The sequence below is a fragment of the Microvirga soli genome, assembly GCF_016734765.1.
GTDB lineage: Bacteria > Pseudomonadota > Alphaproteobacteria > Rhizobiales > Beijerinckiaceae > Microvirga > Microvirga soli.
Map to the genome: position 1 here is coordinate 26,592 of NZ_JAERQE010000038.1, position 15,579 is coordinate 42,170.

A 15,579-nucleotide genomic window follows, 5' to 3' on the forward strand; every position below is an offset into this window, starting at 1 on the left:
AATACATCGCACGCGCCCTGGTAGGAGATCTGGTGCTCAGCCTCTCACTGGGGCGCTTCGTGCTTGTGCACAGCAGTCAGTTGCATTTTTGTGGCTCATGGCGCATTCTGGTGGTGTGGTGTTGCAACCGGCATCACAGAAGCGCCCTGACAGTGAGCTCCGCACGGCTAACTCTGTCGGGGCGTTGTCGTTTGGGAATACCTTGCTCATGTCGTGAGAAAGCCCGGCGGAAACCATACTACGGGGTTCAGGGTTGTCTCTCCCATCCTCCGGGATCTACCAAAGGCAGGCCTCCACAATCTTTGACAATGCTTGGATTTCATGACCGTTCGCCGCCGATTTCTCCTCGCCTCGTCGTTGACCCGTCTCATCCAGCGCGAAAGGGGCTGACTGCGCCACGTCGAGGGCTTCTTTCCTGAGCAGCGGGATCGCTCATCATGGGTTCGCCTCGAAGAGAACAGAGGCGTGCTGGTCCTTAAGACGATCAGCCCTCATGGCGAGGCCGAGGACCGTGCCGACATTCCACTAAGCCATGCTCATGCGCTGCTCGATGTCTGCGACGGCGAGGTTGACTACACCCGCACATTGCTGCCGATCGGCGAGGGCCATGGGCTAGTCGAGGAGATCCTCCGCCCCCGTATCCTGCATCGCGTCACCATGGAGCTCGCGTCTGACGGGGAGGCGAGGGCCTTTCATCCGCTCGAATGGGTTGCGTCAGAGGTGACGACGGATCCGCGCTACATCGATCAGTCCATTGCCCTGAGAGGGCTCGACGAGGTTACGGAGATCCCGGTCAGATGTGGCGCTCAACAGCCTGATCGATGCCTCAGAAGGTCGGTTCTCCACTCAAGGTCGGATGGCCACCACCGGCCCAAGGCCAACCAGGCGCTGGGAACCAGGTCCAAGGCTCAGACCACCGACGATACCGTCAAGGTCAACCCCGACGAGCTCGAAGCGGCGATGATGCGGGAGATGGAGAAGACGCTGCCGAAGGACAAACCTGAGTAGGAACTCTCCCATAACGTCCGACGCCTGCTCGCCCATACAGCACCATCTGGTGCTCTATCAGCGTGACCCGGAGCAGGGCAGGGGGCGCTCCTTCAGCCTGATGATCGAATGGGACCTGTTCGGCACGATCCGGCTGGTGCGCAACTGCGGTTTTGCGGGATTGGAAGGTCAGCCGAAGGCCGAGATCCTCCCCAATGGGACCGAAGCAGCCCGGGCTTTGGAGAGGTGGGCCACAGCTCAGCGTCAGAAAGGCTAAACGGACCTCGGATGCAGCGGCTGGGGCGCCGGCTTGTGATCACGGTTGCAAGCCTCACGCAAGCTTAACCTGCTATCAAGATCCTCGGCGCACTGTGTCGGCTCCACACAAGGAGACGGCACATGAGCGAATGGCATCAGCGCGACCACGGCCCGGTTACTGAGGAAAAGCTCGTCCAGGCGGTTCACATCCTCGCCGACATCGTGGAAACAAACGGTCCAGCTTTCCGCCCGCTGTATCAGGACCTGCGGCGGCAGCTAGCTGATCTGCGCCTGCAGCAGCAGGCGGAAGCTGCCGCCAAGGCCAGAGCCGCTCAGGACAGCACCAAGGTTGCTTGAGCCTCAGGAGCGTGAGCATCTCGTACGGGAGCTGATGATCGCTTGCCGGGAAATCCGTAGCGCTCATAACAACTTAAGGGCTTGAGCTAGAGTACGCGGTCAGGTCGACGCTGCGAAAGAGGGCTTTCGGTGAACGTAGTCCAGTACAATGGAGCGATGGCGCGCCGTGTTGCAACCGTCAGTTGGCAAGAGACACGCCGTATGCCTAACGCTTTTCCTCGCTCGGTTCGAACTCAAGTACCGGCCGCTCGGCGAGAATCTATTGATTGATGCACGGATTAAAGTTCCAGAATTTTTGTTCCGTGCAGTTTTCCCGTGGCCGATCCAAAAAACTGCTGCATCCATAGTTGGACTGATCGTTCCTCCACCGTGGCATCAGCTCCTAGTTGACATCAACGTTTGCAGTGTGGGTTCCACAGCCTTCGTCGTCACCCGTGCGAGCCGAGCAGGTGCCGTCGCAATTGGACAGGTCCCCAGCCTAACCCTCTGTTTACGGTTTGCTCTCAGAGTCACGACACCGCCAGAATCAGCTTGGCCGATCACCTTTCAATTGCGTCAGAGATCATGCATTCAACCCGTAAGCCACCCTTCGCCCCGCCACCTCTTCCTGGAGAGGAAGATCCCCGTGAGAATACCAACGTTGTTCGGTTGCGGCAGGGTCGAAGGGATAACGAAGGTGTCCCAGTTCAGGACGGTGACGAGCCGCCGTGGAGACAAGCCTTTGTTCTGGCGGAGGGGGTGAAGGCCACGCGCACCCCGGATAAGGTCATTCGAGCCCGCAACGGCCATGTAGAACCCACGCAGCCGGAGCACCCGGCTCCCGCTGTCAACTCGATGAGTGAGCACATCCGCCCCGTAACCGACGAAGGGACCGGTGGGGCATCGGAGCCGGCTGTCAGAAGTCAGATCGATCAATTGTGGTCGGCGCTGGCCTCCGAGGATCCAGTTTCCGAACGACTGGCGTCACTCGCCGACAGGGAAGCTGCCCTGTCTAAAGCGGGCTGCGGAGAGAAAGCCGGTTCGGCGCGCCGGATGATCGAAACGGCGACACGGCTTCCGCTGTCACAACAAGCTACTGCTGCCGATGAGACTCCGCACCCGAAACGATGCCTGGAGACCCAACCGGAACTAGCCGCCACTCCCTTCAGCTTGACGTCAGGAGCCGTCTCGTTCTCGTGGCAGGGACTGTCATACGGAATGACTGGCGTCGGTTCAGCGGGGGATTTGGACGCCGTGTCCACGGCCCCTACCGATTGGCAGATCCTGGAGGCCGCCGACGTCGTCATCGAGACCACCAACGACAGCCAAGCGGATCCGGATCGAACCTCCGAACTGGAGTATTGCGCCACTATTGAAGCGGCGCTTCCATCCGAGCAAATCCAGGAAACGGCCGCCGCGGCTGGGACCGGCGTTGTGGATGGAGAGGCGGCTTCAACGGTTCCAGGTGCCACCGTGTCGGATCCTATCGAGGAGGTCGATCTCGGATACCTCGCTCTCTACGAGGATCTCCTGCCGGCGGCGAGCAAGAAACCATCCCGGATGGAGAAGGTTGCCCTTGAGCCTCAACCAGAACCGGTGTTCGGCTCTGTTCCTGCCCTGGTGCCGGATGCGGAAGTCGACCCGGTTCAAGAGGGGGCTGAGGAGGTGCCCGTACCCGACGCTGTGACAGACCTGAGCCAGGCAGAGGTTACCCTGCAACCGCTTCAGCAGGCTGGCTTGGTTGTGGATCTCCCCAAAATCGCTCCGGCGACGTGGGGGCATCCGATCTCCCGCCCACGTGCACCTGACGATTGGTCATATCAGAAGCCGGACATCGCATTCCTGGCCGAGCCGCCGGAACGCGAAGGACCGGAGCTGACCGAGGACATTCTGGAAGAGACGGCAGGGCGATTGGAGAAGGTCATCCGTGACTTCGGCGTGAAGGGCGAAGTCATCCATGTTCGTCCGGGCCCAGTGGTCACGCTCTACGAATTTGAGCCTGCACCCGGCATCAAGTCATCGCGCGTTATTGCGCTTTCAGAGGATATCGCACGCTCAATGAGTGCCGTCTCCGCGCGCGTAGCGGTGATCCCGGGCCGCAATGCCATCGGCATCGAGCTGCCCAACGTGACGCGCGAGACGGTGTACCTACGCGAACTACTTGCCTCAGACGATTTTGAGGTCTCGAAACACAAACTTCCCCTCTGCCTCGGCAAGACCATCGGCGGCGAGCCGGTGATCGCCGATCTCGCCCGCATGCCGCACCTGCTGGTCGCCGGCACCACCGGGTCGGGCAAGTCGGTGGCGATCAACACCATGATCCTGTCCCTGGTCTACCGCTTCACGCCGGAAGAATGCCGGCTGATCATGGTCGACCCCAAGATGCTGGAGCTCTCCGTCTATGACGGCATCCCGCACCTGCTCACGCCCGTGGTCACCGACCCCAAGAAGGCGATCATCGCCTTGCGCTGGGCAGTGCGGGAGATGGAGGACCGCTACAAGAAGATGGCGAAGCTGGGCGTGCGCAACATCGACGGCTTCAACACCCGCATCGCAGAGGCTAAGGCTAACGGGGAGGTCATCACGCGGACTATCCAGACGGGTTTCGACAAGGCCACGGGGGAGCTGACGTATACTGAAGAGGTGATGGACCTTACATCGCTGCCGTACATCGTGGTGATCGTCGACGAGATGGCCGACCTGATGATGGTGGCCGGCAAGGAAATCGAGGGCGCGATCCAGCGCCTGGCCCAGATGGCCAGGGCTGCCGGCATTCACGTGATCCTGGCCACCCAGCGCCCAAGCGTGGACGTGATCACCGGCACGATCAAGGCGAACTTCCCGACCCGGATCTCATTCCAGGTCACGTCGAAGATCGACAGCCGCACGATTCTTGGTGAGATGGGCGCCGAGCAGCTGTTAGGGCAAGGCGACATGCTTCATATGCAAGGAGGAGGCCGCATTGCTCGGGTTCACGGGCCCTTTGTTTCGGACGTCGAGGTTGAACGGGTCGTTGCTCACCTCAAGCGACAGGCCAAGCCCGTCTATGTGGAGGCGGTGACAGCCGAGGAGGACGAGGAAATGGAGCAGGAGCAGACCCCGGTCTTCGACGAGAGCGAAGTGGGGCTAGGGTCGGGAGAGCTGTTCGACCAAGCGGTCTCGATCGTACTACGGCACAAGAAGGCGTCGACCTCCTACATTCAGCGGCGACTGCAGATCGGCTACAACCGGGCGGCCTCAATCATGGAGCGGATGGAGAAGGAAGGGATCGTCGGACCTGCCAACCATGCGGGCAAGCGCGAAATCCTCATAGGAACGGGTGGAGCGGACGAGGACTGAGGCTGGCAGCGGACCGGACTGGCACACGCAAATGAGCATTGGCTCAGCCTCTAGCAGTCGGTGTAGCCTGCCGGATCTCATCTCGTTTCCACACCGTGCCCTCGGGAAGCCTTTGGTGCTCCCGAGGGCTTCCATTTTAGGGATGCCTTCTTCAAAACGTGAAGTGCTTGTGTCGCGTGCACACCGCGCAAAGCTCGATACCCGGGAGATACAGGCAAGGACCTCGTGTGGTCGTCTCAAGTAAAGCGCCACAGCCAATCGATCGTTAAAGGTTGGTCTATGCCGTAGATTGGCAAAGCCGTGCTTGAAGCTTCTGAGCCAGGTGGGATGAAGACTAGGCCATCGGGCGCCGGAGCCGATTTGAGCCGTGGATCACATGTCACCCTTCAACGGCGTGACGGTGTTATCAGGAGCCCGCCTTGTGCCGGATCCTGGATGGTCTTAACCCGCCTGCCTATCCCGTTCGAAACACAGGATGTTGCCATAAACGATCTCTCAACACATTTGCGAAAATCTAATTAGAGCGCCACCCTCGAGGGATCCTGGCCTATGATCCGCCTGCGTCTTGTCGCCTGCGGAATAGTATTCCTGTTTCTTTCTACAAGTTCTGGATCCACCGAACCTGATTTTAACGTCACCAAGATCGACGTGGATTGGCAGCTTGCCTCGTTCCTCCTGCCACCTGATCTTGAGCCGATCACCACATCCACTATTCTTGAGATTGCTTCTCTTCCCCGTGCTCTCAAAGGCCGATCCACGTACCCGCCTGACATTGCTGAAATGGCCGCAGCCAACGGGGTGCCGCCGGCCCTTGTTGACGCGGTGGTCCTGCCGACTGGCCGATGGCAACCTGTGTCGCGCACTGATGAAATACTGCGCCGGGTACGGCTCAGACAGGATGAGCGCTCTAAGCGTCGAGTACTGCCGAAGAGCTCGCTAGCACCTCGCGGCCGTGGGGACCGAATTAGGAACTCCAGTTGGACCGCTCCCGAAGCGGGTGATCCGCATGCGCCGCCGGGGTAAGGACACTGAGCGCAGGCGCTCAACAAAGCTCACGATCGCGGCATCCAGGGTCTCGCGTCTGTACGGGAGCGAACGGATCCGATCCAGCTGGCTGCAGCAGTCTGAAAGGGACACCAGAGCTTGGAAAGTGATCCATCTGCAAGTGGAATCCCGAAGAGCCGGATTGCATCTTGTTGGCGCAGCGGCAATGTTGATGGATAACCCGCTCCATTACGGTTTGTTTTGACACAGACACTCTGCAGTGCGACCGATTCTGTATGGCTCCCTGCATCGACAGTTGCGGGTCACTCATACAGGGTCTGTTTAGAATCAGCGTTTGCTATTGAATCAACAAAAGGAGCGCTGCCTGACGATGGCAGCGCTTTCTAATGTTGTCCGGCCCGGCTTCAGGTTATTGAGCTGTCCTCTTCACCGGCTCACGAAGCTCTTCAAGAAGAGGCTCTGACTCTGGAGGAGGGTTGGTTTCCTTTGCGGCCTTCAAGAGGCCTGACGTCTCAAGCGAGCGGCTGAGAGCGACAATGACGTCGTCAGCAGCCGAGATACTACCTTCCTTCGTGGCTGCCCGGGATTGATCCAGCATATCGAGCACTGTCTCGATCTGATGACTTGCGAGCGGCACCTCAAGGTTCGACTGGAAGCCATTGAGTGCGATATAGCGCCACTCATAAGTAAACTCGGTAGTCACCTCGGGCCCGAACCAAGTCGGGATCTCGAAGGCCTCTGCCTGTTGAACCTCATCAAATTCGACAGTAATGAGATCAAAGCTGCTGGGATATACAACACGATCAAGCTGTATTCTGTGGCTCAGGCCGCTTTGCGGTGGCAGATGGAGGCGGTCATAGGAGATCTGCCCGATGCATAGACTGAACAGTGCCTCGGCATGCTCCCGTGGAAGCGGTGCTAGCTTTTCTAACAGGTTTCCTTCTGTATCCTGTCCTGACAGCACAAAGTGAGCTTGATCTGCTTCCAGCCGAACAAGTTGGTCTTTACCTGGCTGGGATGAGAGGTAGCCCTCGACGACCTGGTGGTCGATGCCTCGCTCTCGCGAAATGAGGCGAGCAATGCATGGAGAAACGAGGAAGCGTCGAGCATTCTTCATGGGAGCACCTGCAAAAAGTATGACTATCAAAATGCAGGGCACATGGTCTGCTCGAACCTGTTTACAAATGTTTACCATATTATTTTAAGGCATCGACATCCGTCGCGGGCCAATTGCTTAGTCAGCGACGATGCGTTCCTCCTCATTCAGCGGGTGGAGGTCGCGGACCATGTGGTGGAGACGGGAGATGTCAAGATGCGTATAGATCTGGGTGGTCTCGATGCCGGCATGGCCGAGCAGTTCCTGTAAGACACGCAGGTCGGTACCCCCTGAGTGCATGTGAGTGGCAAAGGCATGCCGTAGCACGTGCGGCGAGACTCGCTCCGGGCTGGGCAGGCCTGCCGCGGCCGCGGCTTCCTTGATCTCGAGGAGAGCCGCTTGGCGCGTCAGCGCCTTGGTACCGTTGCGTACAGAGTGGAATAACCACGGGGAGGGCGCTCCACTAGAATAGGCGCGGGCCAGCCTTTGCCACTGAGCAATGGCCGCAATCGCCCTCTCATGCAGCGGCACGAGCCGCTGCTTATCGCCCTTGCCGCGCACCAGCAGCATGCGGGTGCCGGAAGGAGCGGCATCGGAGGGTAACGACAAGGCCTCGCTGATGCGCATGCCTGAGGCGTAGAGGGTCTCGAACAGGGCAGCCCGCCGGGCATAGCCGGCCTGACGGTAAAGGCCGACTGAAGGATCGGTCGCCAGCCGGTGCGCAGTCTCCAGGAGCGCCTCAGTCTCGGCAATTGACAGAACGAAGGGCAGCTTGCGGGGCTGGCGCATGGTCGACAAGTTGCTTGTGGGATCACGGGAGCCGAGGTCCTCCGCAATCAGAAACCTATGCAAGCCACGTGCGACTGTGATGCGTCGGGCAATGGTGGATCCAGCGTACCCGCGCTGATTGAGAGCGGCGATGTAGTCACGGATCTGCTCCAAGCCGACCTCGTTCAACTGGAGGCCGTTCTCATCCAGCCAGACAAGGTAGCAGTTCAGGTCGTCGGTATAGGTCTCGATAGTACCAGCCGACGCCCCGAGTTCTGTTGTCAGAGCATCGAGCCAGAGCTGGGCTAGCCGGTGATTGGTTTGCATGTGACTCTCCTGCGAGAGGACCCTGCCACGGCGCTGGTTACGAACTTCTTGTCAAAATGCTTGTTATGCGAATTTCATATAATGGAAGTCTAGGTTCTATTCTGAAGTGCGAATTCCGTTGCAAATAAAGGATTTGCACTCGGAGGCCGAATGACCCTGCCCTAACGTTCACAGCCTCCGTTGGCGGGTGTGCTCCGAAGAGACGAGTTTCAGCGCCGGACGGAAACTTCACCAGCACTTAGGCGAAGTCGCCAAGTTTATTGATGATTGTGTCATCAGCCGTTTGCGCTCCGGCAGCATTTTGCCTCTGCGGGGCGCCTGCATTTTTTCACTCCTCCTCCGCTCTGGATTAGTGGTCCTCCGGATTGCCAGAGCGGCCCTCGCTCTCCCATATTTCACAGGCCCGCTCGCGAATTCTCTGCTCTAGGTGCTTTTCCATCGCCTGTCTCCATGTCCTAAGGATCTATCATTCTCGGCTAAGCAGGCGTGTTGTGGTCTACTGCAGGTAGTCTGCTCGGTTCCGTAACCACTGTGCTCTGAAGCTAGGGCACCGCTCTGGCAGGTGAATGGAGCCAGACGTTCGCCGCTCAGTCGGTGGGTGCTTGACCTCCCGGCCAGACACGGCAGGATGATCCTGCGAAACCGCACCTGATGAGACTTAAGGAACATGCAATGGCGACTGGCACTGTGAAGTGGTACAACGATACGAAGGGCTATGGCTTCATTCAGCCGGATAATGGTGGCAAGGACGTCTTCGTTCATGCCACAGCCCTTGAGCGGGCTGGCATGCGGGGTTTGGCTGAAGGCCAAAAGATCTCATACGAGGTAGAAGCTGACCGCCGCACGGGCAAAGAGTCTGCCACCAACCTGCAGAAAGTGTAATGAAAAAATAGTCTGGGGAACTTAGTGCTGGCTATTCAAGCCGCTCCTGATGGGGCGGCTTTTTGATACCCCTTTTCCATAAGGGTGCTGGGAAAGCAGGTACAGCTTCTGGCTACAGCAATGGAGCTCTGCATGATTGAAGCATTCCAGTGATCATCGCGGATGTACGTGCGAAACCTGCTTCCGACCTCCAAGCTCTTGCTGTCCAAGCCGTTTAACCCGCTTTGAGGTGCGGGGCTCGGTCATTGTTCTCACGATTCCATCCAGCAGGCCCACAAAAAAGCCGTCTATGTCTTGGATGGCCATCCCTCCGCATCGAACATCACGAGGATACAAGCACCTTGAGTTCCGGCGTCATCGCGACTGCAATTGTCCTGATCATCGGCTACGTCATCGTGTCCAGGATCATGAGCCTGGCGTTCCGCCTTGTTATTCCTCTGGTTCTGCTCGTGATCCTAGGTGGAGCTGGCGCGTTCTCGGGCCTGATGCCAAAGCGTTCCCCTGCGGACCAGTACGCCCCCTATGGACAGGCTCAGCATCGCCCCGGCGATATCGGCGATCTGCGCCTGCGCGACATCGCCGATATGGCTGCTGATGCAGTTGGCTCCGTGCTTCAGGCTGGCCTTGCCCTCTTGAATGGCATGCTCGAACCTGAACCAAGCCGCGAGCCGGACGGGCCGCACCGCTCCCGCCGTGGTGAGCTCTATGGCGCTCCGCCGGACTTCGGCGATGACTCACGCCAGGGCGAACAGCGGCGCGGATGGTAAGATCATCCTGTCCTTGGGTGGCATCAGATCTTTCTGCTCAGAAGGCGCGAACCTGCGAGAGCAAACCGCCAAGGCAAGTCAGTGGCGCGGGTGATCCCGATCCGCATCCCTGCTGCAACCTCAACTGGGCTCCTCTGGCCAAAGAGTTGGAAGGGTGTTTGGTCCAGCGGCAACTCATTGTGGGTAATTGTCACGCCCAGAGCCTGGCACAGACGACCAGGACCTGAGCAGAGAAGGCGTAAGTCCTCGACACCTCGTCGCACCTTCATGACCTCAATGCCCCTGGTTGGCTCAACAGCCCTGACGAGAACCGCGCTGCCTGACAAACAGACAAAGTTCAGGCACCAGTGCATGCCGTACGACCGGTACACATAGGCGTGGCCTGCAGGCCCAAACATGGCTGCGTTCCGAGGCGTCGGACCACGAAAGCTATGGGACGCAGGATCATCGCCGGTGTAGGCTTCAGTCTCAGCAATCCGGCCGCCGATCCCGTCCACAAGCAGGGTGGCTCCAATCAGATCGCGGGCGACCGTCACCGCGTCACGAGAGAAGAAGGATCGGGGCAGCGTTGTTTCCATTCGCCCGTCAGCCTTGAAGGTTGAGAAAGCCAACTCCCAAAGGCTCACTAGGTGGCGGCAGGATTGATGGCGTCCTCAGCCAACTCAGACAGGATCTGGTCGGTATTCTCCTCCTCGATCAGGGTCTCCTGGATGAGCCCCTCAGCCTCGGAGAGGCCAAGCTGCTTGGCCCATGCGAGCAAGGTGCCGTAGCGGGTGATCTCGTAATGCTCCACCGCCTGAGCGGCCGCGATCAGACCAGCATCTAGGGCCTCGCCGCCGCTGAACTCCTGCAGGATTTCTTGGCCTTCCTCGATGATGCCCTGAATGGCCTTGCACTCAACACCCGCAGGCTTCTCGCCTAACAGCTGAAATACCTTCTCCAGACGTTTCACCTGCCCTTCTGTCTCCTTCAGGTGAACGGCGAGGGCACCTTTGAGCTCCTCGGCCTGCGCGGCTTCCGCCATCTGCGGCAGGGCTTTAAGGATAGCATTCTCGGCGAAATACGTGTCCTTGAGCTGATGCAAAAACAACGCCTTCAGATCTTTCTCGGCCATTCGTGGTCTCCTGCTAGGTAGGGCAGTGAACCAAGTAACCCCAGAGGTGGCTGAGCGTTCCGGAGCCAACAGCCAGCCTGAACAGAAGGATTGCTTTTGGTCCACCGGAGCGGGCAACGCTCATGACGGTCCTGCGTTAGATCGAGCAGCCCACGCGCAGGAGGACTATGATGCCCATTGATTACCGCTCCGAGCTGAAGCGGCCCGTGTCCCTTGGGCTGGCTGGAGCTGCCATCCTGGGCTGGCTTCTGGCCCTTGGCGTAGGGCTCTCCTCGTCCGACCAGCAGCAGGAAGCCCAAACGGAAATAACCCGCCTGCAGCAGGCTGAAGCCTCCCTGCGACGGCAGCTCGAGGAGCAGCAGCGCACCGGCGGAACCCTGGCAGACTTGCAAACCAGGGTAGCTGGTGCCGAGCAGCAGCTGGCCCAGATCACACAGGCACGAGAGCAGGCGCAGACTGAGCTTACAACCCTGCAGCAAACGACCCAGACGTCCCAGCAGCAGCTGACCCAGGCAGCTCAGACCCGTGACCAGCTTCAGTCTCAGCTCGGGACCCTGCAGCAATCGCTTCAGACAACTCAGCAACAGCTGGTCCAGGTCACGCAAGCGCGCGAGCAGGCCCAAACGCAGCTCAGCGCCACTCTGCAGGACCTGCAGGCGCAACAACAGCAACTGACGCAACTCACCCTGTCCCGAACCGAGGTTCAGACCCAGACCTCCACTGCTCGACAAGCCCTGCAGGCCAATGAGCAAAGAGCCGCTGAGCTGGACCGCAGCGTCACGGCACTGTCGCAGCAGCTTCCGGAGATCCAGAACCAACTACAGCAGGCGGAACGGCGGCTGGCCTCCATGAAGGAGGAGATTGCGACAAGCGAACAGACCGTTGTGGCACGCCGGCAGGAGTTAGCAGATCTGAGCCGTCAGATGGACGAGGCCAGTCGTGACGCGACGGCGGCCCGCGAGTCGGTAGCCCAAGCTACTCAGGCGCTGTCCTCTCGGACAGCAGAGCTCACGGAGGTTGAGCAACGTCTCCAGCAGCTGCGTGACGCGCAAGCATCCGCTCAGACGGATCTTGCCAACCTTCGTCCGGAGCGGGACCGCCTGGCAAGGGAGCAGGCTGAACTCCAGAGCCAAGCAACCCAGCAGCGGTCTGAGCTTCAGGCTCAGCTGGCGAAGGCAACAGAAGACTTGGCCGCCCGCAATCGGGAGGTTGCAGAGCTGGAGGGGCGGCTTCAGGCGACCCGTCAGGTACTCGCTGATGCTCAGAGCCAACTTGCCGAAGCACGTCAGCAACTCGCTACGCCACCCACTACCGGGACCACATCCGGAGCAGGTGCTCCAGCCGATGCAGCTCCCTTGGCACCTGAAACACCTCAGTGACATGCTGGCGTATGCACGTCTGCTGTTATTCGACGATGAGGTGGCTCACACTGTAACCACGTAAGCTGACGCCCCAAAAGGGTCCCAAACGCAGTGGGGCATGGCTTGACGCAGAAACACAGCTTTGCTCAGGTCGCCAACGAAGTTCGCGAGAAAAACAGCTATGAGCCCATCGTCACAATGGACCCTCTTCATCGCCCGTCCCGGACGAGATCGGCAGCACGTCATTCGGGATCCCAGCGGCGAGCCCCGGCTCATCTTTGGCGAAGACGATGGCAAAAGGATCAACGATCGTCTGGCGAGGTATCTTGTCGAGAGCCTCAATGCGGATCCTGAGATCGAAGACCCGAATCCGGATGAAGGCTGGTTCCTGGACAGCCCAGGAGACGGTGAAGCGCAGGATCCGGCTATTCTCATTTGTGACCCTGATTTTGAGACTCGGCTCGAGATCCTCGATACGGGCCACCTTGAAGAGGACCAGGCGCTGGGCCGGAAGGTTGTGGCTCTGATCAATACCTACTTCATCCGGACCGAAGCTTCATATCCAAGCACTTCCTCTGCCGATTTCCCAACAGCAAGGCAGCAACCCAGATCCAAACGTTGAAGGGTGGAGCAGATGGACCCCTGCGCCAGGCAATCATAGCTTGGCCTAGAGCGTCCTCTCAGCAAAATCCTTCGATTGGTTTGCTCCCGCACCTGCCCAGGCGGCTTGACGCCGCAATATAATCGGCTAACTGATCGCGCATTATATTTCCAGCATTGGATAAGTTATGGATCAGCCTGAACAGCAGCTAGATTTTGCCAGCATCACCGCCGACATCGTTTCGTCTTACGTTGCGAACAACTCGGTTCATCGAGGCGATTTGCCTAACGTGATTGCATCCGTGCACGCTGCCCTGCAAGATCTCGCTGCTCCAAAGCAGGCAGAACCTGAGAAGCCAGAGCCGCGCATTGCGATCAAGAAGTCCATCACGCCCGACTTCCTGATCAGTCTCGAGGACGGCAAGCAGTACAAGACGCTGAAGCGCCACCTCGGCAAGCTCGGGCTGACGGCCGAGGAGTACCGGGCGAAGTGGGGTCTCCCGGCCGATTACCCGATGGTTGCACCCAGCTATGCTGCCAAACGCTCCGAACTCGCCAGGAGCAGCGGCCTCGGTCAGATGCGGAGGAAGAGTGCCGCGAAAGCAGCTGCAAGGTCGGACGAGAAAGTCACGGCACCTATGGAGGCCTCAAAGCCGAAGCGCCGTACACCTTCGAAAAAAGCGGCTGGCAAGTAAGCACGCTCTCAGGCCAAGCTCGTTGGCTCCTGACACTACCTGAGATGAGGGTCATGAATTGCCCCTAGGCAGGAACGGTAGGTGTCGGAGGCTGAAACTCCTTCGCGATGACGTGCAACGAAAATATGCCTTCTTTGACTGCAGCTCCTTCGAACCATCTGCAGGTGATCTCACAGCCATCGACCTCAACAACGGTCATCCGATGAGAGGGATAGGCAATCAGATGCACGACATCGCCAACGCTGAGCTGCATGGTTCGCTCCTGCTCCACATCACGAGAGTGTAGCCAGCCGATGAGCAGCCGGTAAGACGACCGGGCTCATTTCCACAATGTGGCCTAGGGCAACTCAGTCTGGGTTTCCTATTCAACAGCAATGGCTTTGAGGGCGCGCCTGACAGCAACGCGGGCCGCCTCAACGTGACCTGCGGCCAAGAGTTCGTCGACAATCCTGAGTGCCATTACCGCATCGGCCCGCTGTACAGGGTCTGAAGCCGACACCATGGTACCGCGCGCAGTTGATACTCCAGCGAGGTCATCGCTTTGGCCCGCAAGATAGGCCGAGCTGCACTCGAGCACGGAAGCAAGGCTCGCCAAAGCATCCTCTCCGGGATGCTGGGAACGACCCGTGATGATGTCCTGGATGAAACCCGCCTCAAAGCCTGCTTCCAGGGAGGCCCTGCGCCACGAGATCTTGAGAGCGCTTACCCGTTCTCCGATGCGCTCTTTCAGGATCGCGTTCACGCTTGGCTCCTTGAGGTGACGACGCTGCTAAAAGCCAAAAGGCGAGGAGGCGGTACAACCCCGCACTCCCCGCCTGCCTTGCAGCTCCGGCCATCTTCCGCCCGGGATGGTTAATAAGAAGATAACGAACGTTGCTGACCACGCCGGTCAAATTGGATTTTTCTGCTTTCTAGCTGACGCACAGAGGCGCGCGCTTCGTGACGCAGATAACTGACGATGGAGCCCAAGCGTTCACTTCCGACACGGCGGCGAAGGTCAACCCCTTGGTCGACCAAGTTATCGCCCATCTCGAGGGCAAGATTAAGCAACTCAGTTACTAAAAAGAGCCGGGCCGGAGATCGCCCCCGTGATTGGGAGGACACACGAGGTCTTCCGTAATCTGGGAGTGTTGTGGCTCCTCGAGCCTAATATGGCGCTGCAGGCTACCCCTGTGGACCTGATCTCCCAAGGCAAGATCGATCCAGTCCTCCGGCACCTTATTCAGATCGAACATGGAGTATACGTGTGAGCTCAGAGAAAAAGCTGGTTCAGAAAGTTGTGGCCGGTAACCCTGAGTAGACCGCCGAGTTCATGGACGCGGCCAAACAAGCCACCTCAGCGCAGGGAATCTGTGTACTTCACGGACGACGGGAACATCTGTGAGGTCACACCGATCGAAGGGCCCGCAAGCTCGCCGAGACGGAGCTGGATCAACTCCTCGGTGAATAAGGCGCCAAGCCGGCTCACATCGAGATTTCGACTACCTTTACGTTAACCCGCCGTCGGATCCGAGCCATCGATAGCCCAGGAGAGCGATGTCGGATTAGAGTTTATCCCAGGCTGATGCCGTGTTCCTACTTCATAAGGGACAATTCTGTGCAGTCATCCTTAATACTGACAGCCCGTCTCCTGGCAAAATAGGATCATTCGAACCTTAATAAAGTATCGAAATACGCGATGCTCAACGGCAATCTCTACTGCAGTCAATTGACTTGCACCTAAGGCTGAATGAACCCTGCCCTACATCCTCTTGAGCCCAGCTAACGAGCGCAGGGAGATCGCCTAAAGCTAAGACCCGATCACCATGCGCTCGATTAGTACTGATGGCGCTTTACAGCAGGGTTGATTGGCTTTCAGCGTTGCGATCCTAGGAGGACACTCCCGTTTCATATCCGGGCAGGCACGAGGAACACTATGTTGCCATATAGCATTAATCTCAATATATGTTGCCTGTTGACACCATACCTAGTCGACCCTGAATAACCCACAACTGATTGAGGTTGAAGGATTCTTCACCTTTGCGAAGCATTGTAGAATGCCAGC

At 58.7% G+C, this 15,579-nt stretch carries 15 protein-coding genes and 1 pseudogene; 9 read left to right on the forward strand and 7 right to left on the reverse strand.

The window, feature by feature from the left end:
• The first annotated feature begins 465 nt into the window (after positions 1-465).
• The 4 genes and pseudogenes from JKL45_RS22750 to JKL45_RS22765 form a co-directional block, all read left to right on the forward strand.
• The gene (locus tag JKL45_RS22750) at positions 466-1,008 is read left to right on the forward strand and encodes a CYTH domain-containing protein (RefSeq protein WP_246498828.1); all 543 of its coding nucleotides are present in this window, start codon (positions 466-468) and stop codon (positions 1,006-1,008) included.
• Positions 1,009-1,057: 49 nt separating this feature from the next.
• A complete protein-coding gene (locus JKL45_RS22755; protein ID WP_312897019.1) occupies positions 1,058-1,264 on the forward strand; it encodes a WGR domain-containing protein in 207 nt (68 codons plus the stop codon).
• A 122-nt stretch (positions 1,265-1,386) separates the two neighbouring features.
• The gene (locus tag JKL45_RS22760) at positions 1,387-1,602 is read left to right on the forward strand and encodes a hypothetical protein (protein WP_201864006.1); all 216 of its coding nucleotides are present in this window, start codon (positions 1,387-1,389) and stop codon (positions 1,600-1,602) included.
• A 1,821-nt stretch (positions 1,603-3,423) separates the two neighbouring features.
• A pseudogene (locus JKL45_RS22765) lies at positions 3,424-4,920 on the forward strand (DNA translocase FtsK); the annotation flags it as partial.
• A gap of 1,414 nt (positions 4,921-6,334) precedes the next feature.
• On the opposite strand, the gene JKL45_RS22770 reads toward JKL45_RS22765, so the two are convergent.
• The 3 genes from JKL45_RS22770 to JKL45_RS30900 form a co-directional block, all read right to left on the reverse strand.
• Positions 6,335-7,042 carry a CYTH domain-containing protein gene (locus JKL45_RS22770; RefSeq protein WP_201864010.1) on the reverse strand — a complete coding sequence of 236 codons (708 nt, stop codon included), beginning with the start codon at positions 7,040-7,042 and terminating at the stop codon, positions 6,335-6,337.
• A 117-nt stretch (positions 7,043-7,159) separates the two neighbouring features.
• Positions 7,160-8,116 carry a tyrosine recombinase gene (locus JKL45_RS22775; protein ID WP_201864013.1) on the reverse strand — a complete coding sequence of 319 codons (957 nt, stop codon included), beginning with the start codon at positions 8,114-8,116 and terminating at the stop codon, positions 7,160-7,162.
• 349 nt (positions 8,117-8,465) lie between these two features.
• Complete coding sequence (locus JKL45_RS30900) at positions 8,466-8,555, reverse strand: DUF2934 domain-containing protein (protein ID WP_201864014.1); 90 nt, start codon at positions 8,553-8,555, stop codon at positions 8,466-8,468.
• A gap of 233 nt (positions 8,556-8,788) precedes the next feature.
• Here JKL45_RS30900 and JKL45_RS22785 point away from each other — a divergent pair, with 233 nt between their 5' ends.
• Together JKL45_RS22785 and JKL45_RS22790 are read left to right on the forward strand one after the other, a co-directional pair.
• Complete coding sequence (locus tag JKL45_RS22785) at positions 8,789-8,998, forward strand: cold-shock protein (protein WP_201864015.1); 210 nt, start codon at positions 8,789-8,791, stop codon at positions 8,996-8,998.
• A 341-nt stretch (positions 8,999-9,339) separates the two neighbouring features.
• Positions 9,340-9,765: a hypothetical protein gene (locus JKL45_RS22790; protein WP_201864016.1), complete on the forward strand. Its 426-nt coding sequence runs from the start codon at positions 9,340-9,342 to the stop codon at positions 9,763-9,765.
• A gap of 23 nt (positions 9,766-9,788) precedes the next feature.
• On the opposite strand, the gene JKL45_RS22795 is transcribed toward JKL45_RS22790, so the two are convergent.
• Complete coding sequence (locus tag JKL45_RS22795; RefSeq protein WP_201864017.1) at positions 9,789-10,343, reverse strand: DNA-3-methyladenine glycosylase; 555 nt, start codon at positions 10,341-10,343, stop codon at positions 9,789-9,791.
• A 47-nt stretch (positions 10,344-10,390) separates the two neighbouring features.
• Complete coding sequence (locus tag JKL45_RS22800) at positions 10,391-10,879, reverse strand: YciE/YciF ferroxidase family protein (RefSeq protein ID WP_201864018.1); 489 nt, start codon at positions 10,877-10,879, stop codon at positions 10,391-10,393.
• Between the two features lie 167 nt (positions 10,880-11,046).
• Between JKL45_RS22800 and JKL45_RS22805 the strand changes: the two genes are divergently transcribed.
• The 3 genes from JKL45_RS22805 (at position 11,047) to JKL45_RS22815 (ending at position 13,535) form a co-directional block, all read left to right on the forward strand.
• Complete coding sequence (locus JKL45_RS22805) at positions 11,047-12,258, forward strand: hypothetical protein (RefSeq protein WP_201864019.1); 1,212 nt, start codon at positions 11,047-11,049, stop codon at positions 12,256-12,258.
• A gap of 163 nt (positions 12,259-12,421) precedes the next feature.
• A complete protein-coding gene (locus JKL45_RS22810) occupies positions 12,422-12,862 on the forward strand; it encodes a hypothetical protein (RefSeq protein WP_201864020.1) in 441 nt (146 codons plus the stop codon).
• 166 nt (positions 12,863-13,028) lie between these two features.
• Positions 13,029-13,535: a Ros/MucR family transcriptional regulator gene (locus tag JKL45_RS22815; protein ID WP_201864023.1), complete on the forward strand. Its 507-nt coding sequence runs from the start codon at positions 13,029-13,031 to the stop codon at positions 13,533-13,535.
• A 64-nt stretch (positions 13,536-13,599) separates the two neighbouring features.
• Here JKL45_RS22815 and JKL45_RS22820 read toward each other — a convergent pair whose 3' ends face one another.
• Both JKL45_RS22820 and JKL45_RS22825 read right to left on the reverse strand, forming a co-directional pair.
• On the reverse strand, positions 13,600-13,788 hold the full coding sequence (locus JKL45_RS22820) for a hypothetical protein (protein WP_201864025.1): 189 nt from the start codon (positions 13,786-13,788) through the stop codon (positions 13,600-13,602).
• Positions 13,789-13,896: 108 nt separating this feature from the next.
• Positions 13,897-14,277 (reverse strand): hypothetical protein, encoded by a 381-nt coding sequence (locus JKL45_RS22825; RefSeq protein ID WP_201864026.1) that lies wholly within the window; start codon positions 14,275-14,277, stop codon positions 13,897-13,899.
• Positions 14,278-15,579: the final 1,302 nt, after the last annotated feature.